This window comes from Aeromonas sp. MaB10011B (assembly GCF_017939325.1).
Classification (GTDB): Bacteria; Pseudomonadota; Gammaproteobacteria; order Enterobacterales; family Aeromonadaceae; genus Aeromonas; species Aeromonas caviae.
Map to the genome: position 1 here is coordinate 1 of NZ_JAGKRK010000034.1, position 12,777 is coordinate 12,777.

Here is a 12,777-nt window from a genome sequence, read left to right on the forward strand (position 1 = left end):
AGTGTTGTAATGTCTTGATTCTGGACTCTGGCCCATGGTGATTTCAGCTACATCAGCGAGTGACAATCTGCTCCACCCCTCCGGCACGCCATCCGTCACTTGCACAGTTTCATGGCCGGGAAAGCGCAGAGAGACAAACCACTCACGATACATACGACGAGCCGCCTCTTCCAGCAAGGCGATACGACGCTGGTTGGTGGCAATCAAATCGTCGTATACAGCAACGATATTGCGGATGGCTATTTGCTCATCAATTTGCGGCAAATGAACCTTGATCAACTTCAGATCGCTGCCACGGATTCCTTTGACAGCAGCGCCCCCAACAATTGCCTTAACTCTCGACCTTCCAATTGGAGATCGAAAGTAATTGAAGAAGAATTCTGGATCGGCGACTGATCTATCGAGGCGAACTCGAATAATCGACGACTCAAATGTCAGCGATCCGGTAGGCTTGTAAACCATTGAGCACTTACCCGCCCCTTCTTCAACAAGTGAACGGCGGCCAAATAGCAGATCGCCATCAATTAGGCCGCTTTTATCCATTTCTGAATCGGACATTTGAATCAGCGACATGGGCTGATTTCCTATCCGGTTAAACGCAAATAATTCACCCATGTTGACGATTGGTACGCCCGAACCGTGGTGGTCTTTGCTCTTGTAAACACCATTACGGCTTGGAATCAAAAACAAAGACTCAAATTCAACCTCAGGCCAACTCATCCCAGCAACTCCTGAAAGTTACTGGCTATCCGCTCCGCCAGAGCTGCTGCCTGTTCATTCAATTCAGCCAGTTCGTCATGGATTTCCCGCAGCCTTTCGGCGAAGTCCTCTTCCTCTTCTGCCGCGGCAGCCACCCCAACGTAACGGCCCGGCGTTAGAGACCAGTCGTTGGCAGCAATCTCCTCGATGGTGACGGCCTTACACAGGCCGGGGACATCGTCAAACAGGGCCTGCGGAAAGCGGCTGTGCAGCCACTGCACCTGATGAATGAAATATGCGGCCTGCTTGAGCCCATCGAGTACCGCATCGCGCACCGTGGGCGCCTCGTTTTTCTTGGCATCAGCAGCCAATATGGCACGTTTGGCCTCGCGGACAGCTTTACCATCGAAGGACTTGCTGTTGCGGGCGCGCAGTTTTTTTTCAGCCGACTCCAGCAGTTTGAGCCACTGCTTGTGGCGCGCTTCCAACGCCTTGCTGGCACTCTTCAATTGCGGCACCAAGGCAAAGAGCATGACTTGCAATGCCACCTGTGCGGCATGATTGGTTGCGTCTACTTGTGCGATGGCGGTTCTCGCCTGAGTAGAGGCGGTCAGCAGCGCCGTGATAGCCGCTGTGGCATGTTTATCCGCGTTGGCGTCAGCCAGTTCCTTCTTGAAGGCATCCAGCTGGGCTTGCGAGATAAGCGCATCTTCTGGCTGGCCGGCGTTCAGCTCGTCGAGGGTGACGCCATCCGCAAAGGTTTGCAGCGGCGCCGCCAGGGCTTGAACGGCAGCGGTATCCGCCGAGAGGAGATCCGGCAACAAGGCCAACCAGTTGTCGACTTGTTGCTGGTAGCGGGAAACAAGGGCAATAAACTTCTCACTCTCGCCCCGATAGAGCCAGACGATGGCATTCAGGTTAGCCAGCTGCTCCTCGGTGAAGACGTGGGAGCGTGCGGACATCACATGATAGACATTTCGCGCATCGATCATCAGTACCTGATCGGCAATCTCTGCATCCTTGCCCTTGTCGAAGAACCAGAGCGTACAAGGTAGACTGCGGGTGTAGAAGAACTTGTTGCCGATGGCCATCATTACATCGACATGACCGGTTTTGACCAGCTTCTCGCGAATATCGCGATCCTTATTGCCCGCATCGGAGGCACTGGAGGCCATGACGAAACCGGCACGGCCAGTGTCATTGAGGTAGGCGTAGAAATACTGGATCCACAGGCTGTTGGCATTGGAGATGGCACCCGTCCTGGCATTGGTGCCAGGCAAGCCGAAAGGCAAACGCCCGGCCGCATCCACCTGTCCCTCGACTTTCTTGGTATCCACACCATCCACATTGAACGGCGGATTGGCCATGACAAAATCGCACTGGCCGATGAGATGCTCGGCCTGATCGTAGAAGGTGTTGCCCTGGCGGATGTTGGAGGCGTCCAGCCCGTGGACCACCAGATTCATGCGCGCCAGCTTGGTGTTGGTATCGCTCTTTTCCTGACCATGGAAGGTAACAGTGTCGTTAACCACGGCACTGCGCACATCCTCGATAAAGTGGCCGGTTTGCACGAACATACCTGCCGAGCCACACGCCGGATCGAGCACCAAACCATGATCTGGTTCGATCACGTTAACTATCATGCGTACCAGCGAGGGAGGCGTGAAAAATTCACCGCCCTCTTGCGCACCTGTGATAGCGAACTTATTGAGGAAGTATTCGTAGATGCGGCCAAACACGTCGCCGGAGGCCGCTTTGATGGCTGGCCGGTCGAAAATCTTGACCAGATCAGCCAAGAGATCGGGATCGAAGGCGGCATAACCATGGGGTAAGGCACCAGCGAGTACGGGGTATTCCATCTCGACGGCGTCCATCGCCGCATCAATGATCTCGCCCACCTTGGCGCCCTGCGGCAGACAGACAATACGGTCAAAGCGGGCCTCTTCCGGCAGGTAGATAGCCGCCTTGCCCTGAAAACCGAGCTTGATCAGTTCTTCGCGCTGAATGGCTGGCACCTGAGGTGGAATGTCGGCTTCAATCTCGGGCAGATAGGCCTTGAAACGGTTGTCGGCATGGCGCAAAAAGATCAGGCCCAGCACCGGCATAGCGTATTCGGCAGCGGTGAGCTTGGAGTTGGCCCGCAGCTGGTCGGCGGCATCCCACAGTTCGTTTTCAAGTTGCTGGACGTTCATTCACTCGTTCTCATTGTTCTGTTCGGTGGGGCTTCGGCGGCGCCACCCTTTTATCGTTGAGCCAGCGTTTCCACGCTCAGCCGAGCTAGTGCGCAGCGCCATTATGGTGCCCACACTGGCACGCGAAGCGTCGCGGCGACCGATAGTAATAACGTTGGGGGAAGATAGGCATTCTGTCTTCAACAGCCATCTCAGATCGCCGTCAGTTTACCAGACAACGAGGCGCACCCGCAGTCAATCCTCATATGAATCAATCAGATCTCACACCTAGAATCAATCGCATCAGCCAGCTCTGCTGCCGCATGGCTAGGTTATGCAGATCCTCTTTGGGATGATGCACAGGCTCATTCACATCGCAAAATTTCTCGATGCTCATCGGCCAACGGAGCGAAGTCTGCACGGTATCTTTCAAAATCAGGGTAATGGCCTGTACAGCATCCACACCAGACATCATCCGCACAATACGAGTAGACAGACGCTTCTTGTTGTCACTGGTATCCACCTCCAGCAAGAACTTCTCCTGACCACTGCTCAACCTGAAGTGGGCGACCAAGTAGCAGCGAGGGGTGCCATCCTCCATCAGATGGTGCCCACGACGAGGCACGTGCGGCAGTGGCTTAACCACCATCGAAAGCAGCTCGATATCCGGCTGTTTGGCTATTTCTTTGATAATTTCCTTGAGTGACTCGAAGCGATTGGGGTATGACTGCTGCTCCGCAGGGTCATCCAATTGCTGTAACTCTGCCGGGGCAAGCTCACCTCCTGTAACGTCATCACACAACCCCAAATGCACCCCATCACCGGGAAGTAACTCGCCTTCCTGCTTTTGACCAAGACGACTAACCCTTTGCCCCTGATAGACAGCCCGAGTACGGCAATGGCCTTGAAAAGAGAACTCCTCCGGCGGCAAGTCCAGCAATTGACGGGTTTTATCCTCGTTCGTATCTCTTTCACCATCAAGCTCAATGCTATCGCTATTCGAGCTTGGCGGCCTGGCACCGCCTAACTCTCCGCTGATAGAGAGCTTAAGCGCGGGGTGATGAAAGTGGACTTCTTGAAAACACATCCATTTCAAGCCTTTCAGAGCTTTTATCTCCCAGACCAGCATCTCTTTGCTCTCCCAATCCAGAGGGCCAAGAGCAACAATTTCAACACCAGATACACAAGAGGGCGGATGAAAATCAAACTGCCTGCGCAAATACCCTGATTTATCATCAGGTTTTGCTTCGTTAAGACATTTCCAAATCGACTCAAAGGAACGTTTTGCTTCCGGATCAAGTAACAGCCAACTCAGGTGATTTCGATATGCCTCGTTTTGCAAAATGCGAGCAGGAGCACCTGTCTTTGCTGGCGTATTGATATGAATAAAGCCATCTTCCCGCGTTACAGTGAAGAGCATATCCAAGCCGTTAGGTTCAAAAGCCGCTCTTGATAAAAAACCAGCATGAAAGAATAACTTACGAGCAAGCTCGAACTTTGGTAACCAGTAAGTAATCCCGGCGACCTCAAAGACAAAGCACTTCTGATTGGCTACTTCGGGATTTCTCGCTAACGGCCGAGAAAGTCGATGACACTCCCCAAGAGTACGCTCCTGCCAACTATCGATATCCGGCAAAGACAGTGTTTGGCGATACCCTTTCGAAACATAAGGTTCGTTTTCCTCTTGGGTAAACACTCTGCCGACCCCTAACAGACAGGCCAGTTCAGGATTAAATGTTTTTGGCTCTACCTGATCATTGACCTCCAGCAGAGAAGCCACGCGCCAAGACGAGCCGGGATTTTTACTCCTGAAAATGTTTCCGATAGCAAGAACTTTGGCCCCTTTGGGGATCTGACGGAATAAGATCTTACTCAACCCAACGCTCCTATACTTGCGATGAACATTGCTGCGAGACGAGTGACCTTCCCCTTCTGCAACCCACAGCGTCTTTTCAGTTGCCAGAGTCTGGAATGTCGGCCTGTTACAACATCATCCAGCATCGCCTTGGTTAGACGGCGAATCTGATATTCACCGATGGACTCGGCGTAACGCGCCAAGAAGGCACGGCAGAGAGGTAGCTGTGACAGGTGATGTTCGACGGAGGAACCATGGGGAAGCTTGCTCAGGAACCAACTACGGGATCTTCGTGGTAAACCAAGGTCATCAGCGGTGCTTTCCCCTAACGAGATCAGCCGACGCACCAAGGCTCTATCACGTTTACACCAGTCAGTGTGGTTGTGATTGCCTAGCCGACAACTCATTCCCCTGTTGGTTGCCAGCAACCAGTGTCTATCGTGTCTGTATAACCAAGCGTATATAGACAAGCCTTGCTGGGACTCCCTTGCTGCCTTAGCACCACCATGCTTTTCGATGAGATCAACCCAACGTCCTCGGTAGAGCTGAATATTCCCTGGCTGGGCAGGGAGTAACCTCACAGGCTGACAGTCAGGAGTAATAGCCGGAAATGAATTCGCCTCGTCCATGATATCAACAACGTCCTGACTTGGACGCAGGCAACACCAGATCACGAGATGCTGTAAACAGCTGAATGCCTTGCGGTGTTTCCTAAACATGGCCAGCAACCAAGGTGGAGGCGCTGCTGACCACAGATCATTGGCATGCAACCAGTCCCAAGGGAAATCGGCCAGGACCTTTTCCCAAATCACATCAGCCTTGACCTGTCTCCCCTTCATGGCTCCGCATTCCATTGCTAACTGCTGGTAAAAGCGCGTCCAGCGCCCAAAACCTGGTGAAGGTTTGTTACGCAAATTAAATAGCTGTTCCAAGCTGATGGCTATTCCCTTTTCCCATGCATCTGCGGGAATGACCCCCTGGCTATTGGAGGGGAAGAGAGGATCTGCCGCATGGAATTCGTGCCTATGTGCCCGCCGGAATGGGATGGGGGAATCCAAAAGTTGGCAGCCATGCACAGAACATGTATCCACGCCCTGAACCTGCCACGCTCGCCGCCAATAGGGCTCCCCATACTTTTCGACCATGTCGTCAAAGCACTTTGGACAATATCGAAGCCACTTTGGCCATTTGACTAAGGCGGTAGAGGAACCCGCCAAACCAATAGCCCCAGGCCTATCATGGGCCAGCATTGCTTGGTAAAGCCTGACGCTACGCTCCTGGGGAATAAAAGGAACATAAAGCGGGAAAAGCGTGTAGTTCTCCACCAGCACCTTGGCATCTAGGCCGGTGTTATCTGCCAGGCTCTGAAGGTGACTCGGAAGATCGGTGACGGCCGCCACCCTGGTGTCACCGAACAGTATTGCCAATAGTCCCTTGTGGCTTTCCATCCCCAAGTGTACCCGGCAGCGTGCGATAGCACTGTAGAGAAGTTCATCCGGGTAGAGCCTGGGGAAATACATGTCAACCGGCCCTGTCCAATAGTACTTGCAGATCGAACACCAGCCCCTCCTGCTTCAACCGACCATAGACTTCAGCTTCCGGCACGCTGGCATAAAGCTTGCGCAAATCCCCATCGGGCAGTTGTCCCCACTCAGTGCGTTTTATTCTTGTCACTCGGGGGGCAGGAGGTTTGTCCTCAGCAAGATATGCTGTGGCTTTGTGAATCAGGGCAGCCAGTGGAATGTTGGGGTACTCGACCAAGAGGTCATCCGCCAAGGGAATAGCGATGTCCTTGGGGATTTCCATCTCTTCGAGCAGAGCGATTAGTTTCTTGGCTTTATCATCAGCCGGTAGTGCTGGCGACTTGAGGGTTGGCACCTGATCGAGAGATTGGGTGAGAGAAAGCAGTTTTCCCTCTATTTCCGGCATGATCAAATCATCGTACTTGGCGATCAGCTCTGTTCTACCGCTCCGCAGAGCCGCCATCATGGGGTGGACGGGTTTGAATTCATCGTCAAAAACCTTGCGTAGTAACAATGGCTTAATGCTCTCTACGCCCGTCACTATGGCTCGGATCTGCGCCAAGGCAAACAGCTTGATAACAATATCCATGACGCCTTGAGTAAGGTCGTACATGGTCGCTTCCAGATCCTCGTCCAGGGGAGAGGCATCCCGTAACCACTGATACTTCCAGAGCCGTTTTAGTAACCGATTCCAATGATCGTCCCTCGGCAGCCTATCCCAGCGGATACTACCCAGGCCGGTGATACGCCGGGCAGCCCTGAAGGTGCGCTGGAAGAACTTGCTGGCCCGGTGAGTCCCCACTTGGATGACGGGTACACCTATGGTGTTGACTAAGGAGACGAAAAAATTGTGCATTTTTTCAGCGCCACCAGATCTGGCTTCGTTGAGGTTTTGTACCTCATCGATGATCAACACCCCCAGGGAATGAAGGTTGGCTACCTGGCACATGCTGGCCAGCAAGCGCTTGGTCCCCAATTTCTTGCGGCCATGACTACGGCTATAGTGGGTTCCGAGCACCCTGTCGACCTGATTGAAGAAGCTCAGGCACAACTCGTCCAGATCCCCATCGATGGGACAGTCGACCTTCAGGTAGGTCAGTTGGGTGATATTGTACTCTGGGTGGTAAAGGGCCTGAGGATACATTCCCAAGATACGCTCCAGTGTGCGGGTCTTACCGCAGCCTGAACAACCGAACAAGGAGAGGCTGCTTGCCGTCGAGGAAACACTCTGGTAAACCACTGCGTCCAGATCCTCTTCTTCCACTCGGCGATAACCATTTTGCAGATGTGAGTACCAAGCGCCATTGGCTGGGTTCCTGCCTATGTAGCCTTGACGGATCATCAGGCTTATTTTGCTCTCTAGCTCCAAATGATGGTTCAGAGGTTGGAAGAAGCCGTGTAGCAAGCGGGCTATCGCATGGGCCCTGACCCTGCCATCTAGGAACGCCTCCTTGGGAGAGAAACTGGGCAAGGCCTGGAGTTGGCTGACCACGGCTTGGAGGTCAGGGATAAGCGGTAAGGCACTGATGAGCGGGTTACCTTCATATTCAGGCAACTGTTGATCCTGATACCTCGCCAGCGGGATGGATCCGTTGAATTTCTCGTTAGTCATCGTCGTCCTCCCCAAAGATCAGGTTACTAAGGTCGGGATAGGCATAGTCGTCTTGCTGTTCTCCCACCCTTAGCTGGACCACCTCGGCCGGCTTGTCTTGCTGTACCTTTTCCGGTCTGAATGCCGTTCGGCTCCGCTCGATACCTTTTTCCTGCTGCTTGTTCTCCCGGATCTGGGTGCCCAAGTCCTTCTTGGTAAGCCCGGTTCGTACCGGACTGGCCGCCTCGGCCTGGGCGGCGATAGACTCGATTTTTTCCAGCAGCTTTCCTTTTTCTTTCAACCCCTCCATGGTGGCATTGGCATCGCTCCGACGCTCGGCTCTGGACAGCAACCAAACATCCCAGAATGTCATGCCACGGAAACGGCGGCTGCGATCGGCAAGGTCGCAAACCCAGTAATCCTTGAGGTTGCTGCTGGGGCGGATGTAGATATGATCTGCGCAACGGGGGTCATAGGCCACCGTCACCTTTTGCGGTCGACGACCCTGAACTCGGTGGAACCAACCTGCCCTGAGTGCCTCTTGGCAGGTGTAGAAACACCCGAATATCCTAATACCCAGTTCCGAGACAGAGGCCTGTTCATGGGGCAGAAGGTTGATGCGGACCAAATCTTGTGGCGCAGTCCGCAGTCGCCCAGTCAGATTAGCCAACCCCCAACCCCATAATTTGGCAGGTATCGCCGGCAAATCACCTGGCATCCCAGTAGGCCGATCGTACTTGGTCAGGGTGTGGAAGTTATTGTGCCAAAGTACCCCTGCGACAATGACCCTAGTGAACTCGGTCAGCGTCAGGCTAGCATTGAAACGGTAATCGCTGCCGCCGCGTTTGCGGCTGGTGGTACCCTCGACCACACCACTGACATAAGGCTTGAAGCGTTCCTGCACAGTCCGGAAGTATCGTTCTACGATACCCTTGGCGTCCCCCCTTCTGGCAGGTGCATTCTCTATACGAACACCGAAGGACTCGGAGAAAGCTTCAACCTTGGTACCATTCAATTCCCCCTTATCTGCCAGAACCACGTCAGGCAAACCTTGAACTGGCCAATCGACGGCATCAATTTCAACACCATATTGTCGACAATAATCCACCTTGTCCGCGATTGTGTTGGCCAGCGCCACCATGGCGCTAACCCAAGATGGCCCCTCGAATCCAATGTACATACCCGTCACCATGCGACTGAACACATCGATCACCATGTAGACAACGGGCCGACCTACGATCAGGCTGCGATCATGATCCGACACTAGATAGATATCGGCTATAGTGGCATCAAACTGATAACGGTAACCGGGACCAAGGGCCTCTGTAGTCGAGGTCCCCATAATAGGCCGAATATCCTTGGCAAAGTCCACGGCAGGAGTCCGGTTAACCAAGGTTTCAGTAAAGTGGTATTCACGCCGGTAAAAGTAACGGAACTGCTCCAAAGTCGGAAGTTCCCTGGGGTCAAGATCAGGCTTGGCTACGGTGAGCAAGTTCAGGCTAGTTGCATAAGCATCGGGGACAGAAGTGTACTTTTTCGTGATCAGTCGCTCCTCGATAACTCGCCGGAAGATACGTTCAACATCCAGAGTAACATTGCTTCCCGTACCATCCCTTACCACTCTTGGCCTGCCTAGTTTGGCTTGATCTGGTTTTCGCCGTTTTCCCCTTCCCCCCGAATTGACGTAATCCGGCAACAGCGCATTCCTGGACATGCCTCGTTGCCAGTAACGTCTGAGTAGCCGATATACCGTTTGATTGGTAATGCCATGGAGTTCCATTATGCCCTTTACGATCTCCCCCCTGGCCCGGCGCTCAAGCAATCTTGTATCTTGAACTACGTCAGCCAGTATCTCCCAGGCTGAATCACGCTTCTGCTGATCGACCGAACCATCACTTACTTCCCGTAATGTCGTATTCAAGAATGGGTCGTCGATACGCAATAACGACCCATCCAGTAGCTGGCGCTCGAATTCGACGAGAGGTATCGGTTCTGGAAGGGCGGTAGGCGAATCAATATCGATCCAAACGGCTAATTCGGCATCACACCAAATAAGACGCCTGCGTATTTCTCCCGTCATCAAGACCTGGTTAACGGGGTACATGGCACTGCTCCTGCTGCGATGGCTGAAGGTTGACTACCAGATCCTCACCTTTGATGGCTCGGTAAGACATATTTATGTCGAACAGGAAGTAATGTCTCGCAAGCAACTGACGGAGCCAGTAGAGGGCCAGCCCAGGCTCCAGTTCATAGGCAATATCCAATTTTTGGGAAACAGCGATCAAAGATCGCTCAGGCTGGTATTGGATCTCACGCAAAAACAATTGTTGGTAGTGCTCTAGCTCATCAAGAGAGATGTCATCTTCTGCTTGGGCTGGATAGAGCCACTGGATATTGGCAAAGGCGACCTTGGATACCTCACGCTCAGTAACGAGGGCCCAGGGGATCCCCTTCTCATCCCAATAGCGCCTCTCCAGCTCCAGCCTTTCGATAACTTCAGGCTTTTCGAGGTCGATACAGTACTTGGCTTGGATGGCCAAGGCAGGCCGCTTCGGATCATTGAAGTCCACTAGGAAGTCACTGGTCAAAACCTGAGCGGCCCCCTGGAACTTGGCATGGGCGAGTCCGTGCTCCTTGGCAAGTCGTACCGTGTCCTCAACCCGCAAAGGGAATTGCTCCCGAATGTCGGTGACTTGGGATGACCAATCCAAAGTAAGGAAGATGGCCAGTTCCAGATCGGAGAGGAGGTGATGCAGGCGCCGGGTTTTACTGCCAGGCAGGCGGTGGGAACGCCCCAGGGAGGACACATCCCTGGTGTAGATGAACGGCTTGTAGTCCGGTCCATGGCCCTGCCCACGACCTTCCTTGAGCCTCCTATCGATCTGAGCTTGTGTCAGTCCCTTGAATGTTCCTGCCATAAAAAAGCCAGTGTCGCCTGTCGATATAATCAACATAGCTGACCCTGGCTTAGGATGAAACTCTATTTTTAGGGATGAATCTTTATTTTCATGGATGAAACTTTATTTTCATCCCACAGCTCTTTTTTCATTTCCGGCGACGGCTTATTCCACAGTCACGGATTTGGCCAGATTGCGCGGCTGATCCACGTCGGTGCCCTTGATGAGGGCGACGTGGTAGGAGAGCAACTGCAACGGCACGGTATAGACGATCGGCGCGATCATCTCTTCCACGTGGTTCAGGCTCATCACCCGCATGGTCTCGTCGCTCTTGAAACCGGCGTCCGCATCGGCGAACACATAGAGGATACCGCCACGGGCACGCACCTCTTCCACGTTGGACTTGAGCTTCTCCAGCAGATCGTTGTTCGGCGCCACGACGATGATGGGCATCTCGGCATCGATCAGCGCCAGCGGGCCATGCTTCAACTCACCGGCGGCATAGGCCTCGGCGTGGATGTAGGAGATCTCCTTGAGTTTGAGCGCCCCTTCCATGGCGATGGGGTACTGGCTGCCACGACCGAGGAACAGGCTGTGGTGCTTGTCGGCAAACTCTTCGGCCAGAGTCTCGATCTGCTTGGCCAGGGCCAGGCTCTCCTTGATGCGCACAGGCAGGGCTTGCAGCGCCTTGACCAGTTCGGCCTCGGCGGCGGCGCTCAGGTTGCCTCGGCAGTGACCGACGGAGGCCACCAGCATCAGCAGACCGGCCAGCTGGGTGGTGAACGCTTTGGTGGACGCCACCCCGATCTCGGCACCAGCCCGGGTCATGAAGGCCAGGTCGGATTCGCGCACCAGGGAGGAACCCGGTACGTTGCAGATGGCCAGGGAGCTCATGTAACCGGACTCCTTGGCCAACCGCAGGGCGGCCAGGGTATCGGCGGTCTCACCGCTCTGGGAAAGAGTCACCAGCAGGCTGTTGGGACGTACCACCGACTTGCGGTAGCGGAACTCGGAGGCGATCTCCACGTCGCAGGAGACACCGGCGATCTCTTCAAACCAGTAGCGGGCCACCATGCCGGAGTTGTAGGAGGTGCCGCAGGCGACGATCTGGACGTGCTCGACCTTGTCGAAAATGGCGCGGGCGCCGTTGCCGAAGGACTCGACCACCACGTGATCACTGCCCAGGCGGCCTTCCAGGGTGTTGGTGATGGCCTTGGGCTGCTCGTAGATTTCCTTGAGCATGTAGTGTCGGTATTCGCCCTTGTCACCGGCATCGTGGGACAGCTCGGACTCCAGCTCCTCGCGCACCACGGCCTCGCCGTGGGTATCGAAGATGTGCACGTCGCGGCGGGTCACTTCGGCCACATCGCCCTCTTCCAGGAAGATGAAGCGGCGGGTCACCGGCAGCAGGGCCATCTGGTCGGAGGCGATGAAGTTCTCGCCGATGCCGCGGCCGATCACCAGGGGGGAGCCGGAACGGGCCACCACCACGCGGCTGTCGTCACGGCTGTCCATCACCACGGTGCCGTAGGCGCCGCGCAGTTGCTTCACCGCGACCTGCATGGCCGCCAGCAGGCTGGGGGCGGATTTCAGCTCGTGGTGCACCAGGTGGGCGATCACTTCGGTGTCGGTGTCGGAGCTGAACACATAGCCCAGCGCCTTCAACTCTTCCCGCAGCACTTCGTGGTTCTCGATGATACCGTTGTGCACCACCACGATATGCTCGGAGACATGGGGGTGAGCATTGCGCTCGGACGGCTCGCCATGGGTAGCCCAGCGGGTGTGGGCAATGCCGGTACCACCGTGGACGGACTGCTCCTCCAGAGCCTTGGCCAGTTCGGCCACCTTTCCGAGGCGACGCACCCGCTGCAGCGGCTGGTTGGCGCTGAACACGGCGACACCGGCCGAATCGTAGCCACGGTATTCCAGACGGCGCAGGCCCTCTACCAGGATTTCAGCCACATCACGTTGGGCGACGGCCCCGACGATGCCACACATAGACTTCTCCTTGAAACGTAAGACGTTAATTCGGTTGGATAAT

At 54.7% G+C, this 12,777-nt stretch carries 8 protein-coding genes; all 8 read right to left on the reverse strand.

Annotated features, from left to right (window positions below; translation table 11 throughout):
• On the reverse strand, nucleotides 1–720 hold a 720-nt coding region (locus tag J9893_RS10690; RefSeq protein WP_210621918.1), incomplete at its 3' end, for a restriction endonuclease subunit S.
• Nucleotides 717–2,891, reverse strand: coding sequence for a type I restriction-modification system subunit M (locus J9893_RS10695; RefSeq protein ID WP_210600362.1), 2,175 nt, complete (start codon nucleotides 2,889–2,891; stop codon nucleotides 717–719). The genes J9893_RS10690 and J9893_RS10695, both read right to left, overlap by 4 nt.
• Nucleotides 2,892–3,141: 250 nt before the next feature.
• Nucleotides 3,142–4,746 (reverse strand): Tn7-like element transposition protein TnsE, encoded by a 1,605-nt coding sequence (locus tag J9893_RS10700; RefSeq protein WP_210600360.1) that lies wholly within the window; start codon nucleotides 4,744–4,746, stop codon nucleotides 3,142–3,144.
• The gene (locus J9893_RS10705) at nucleotides 4,743–6,245 is read right to left on the reverse strand and encodes a TnsD family Tn7-like transposition protein (protein WP_246875559.1); all 1,503 of its coding nucleotides are present in this window, start codon (nucleotides 6,243–6,245) and stop codon (nucleotides 4,743–4,745) included. Before J9893_RS10705 ends, J9893_RS10700 begins: the two co-directional genes overlap by 4 nt.
• A 1-nt stretch (nucleotide 6,246) precedes the next feature.
• Nucleotides 6,247–7,860, reverse strand: coding sequence for an ATP-binding protein (locus tag J9893_RS10710; protein WP_210600358.1), 1,614 nt, complete (start codon nucleotides 7,858–7,860; stop codon nucleotides 6,247–6,249).
• Entirely contained in the window at nucleotides 7,853–9,943 is a 2,091-nt protein-coding gene (locus J9893_RS10715) for a Mu transposase C-terminal domain-containing protein (protein ID WP_246875560.1), read from the reverse strand. Before J9893_RS10715 ends, J9893_RS10710 begins: the two co-directional genes overlap by 8 nt.
• Nucleotides 9,930–10,793 (reverse strand): TnsA endonuclease C-terminal domain-containing protein, encoded by an 864-nt coding sequence (locus J9893_RS10720; RefSeq protein WP_246875561.1) that lies wholly within the window; start codon nucleotides 10,791–10,793, stop codon nucleotides 9,930–9,932. Before J9893_RS10720 ends, J9893_RS10715 begins: the two co-directional genes overlap by 14 nt.
• Before the next feature lie 108 nt (nucleotides 10,794–10,901).
• A complete protein-coding gene (gene glmS, locus J9893_RS10725; protein WP_104455024.1) occupies nucleotides 10,902–12,734 on the reverse strand; it encodes a glutamine--fructose-6-phosphate transaminase (isomerizing) in 1,833 nt (610 codons plus the stop codon).
• Nucleotides 12,735–12,777 lie beyond the last annotated feature (43 nt).

What these genes read in the sequence shown, in the direction of transcription:
- J9893_RS10705 (WP_246875559.1), bottom strand. Translation starts at nt 6,245, where the DNA reads ATGTATTTCCCCAGGCTCTACCCGGATGAACTTCTCTACAGTGCTATC.
- J9893_RS10695 (WP_210600362.1), bottom strand. Translation starts at nt 2,891, where the DNA reads ATGAACGTCCAGCAACTTGAAAACGAACTGTGGGATGCCGCCGACCAG.
- J9893_RS10720 (WP_246875561.1), bottom strand. Translation starts at nt 10,793, where the DNA reads ATGTTGATTATATCGACAGGCGACACTGGCTTTTTTATGGCAGGAACA.
- glmS (WP_104455024.1), bottom strand. Translation starts at nt 12,734, where the DNA reads ATGTGTGGCATCGTCGGGGCCGTCGCCCAACGTGATGTGGCTGAAATC.
- J9893_RS10710 (WP_210600358.1), bottom strand. Translation starts at nt 7,860, where the DNA reads ATGACTAACGAGAAATTCAACGGATCCATCCCGCTGGCGAGGTATCAG.
- J9893_RS10715 (WP_246875560.1), bottom strand. Translation starts at nt 9,943, where the DNA reads ATGTACCCCGTTAACCAGGTCTTGATGACGGGAGAAATACGCAGGCGT.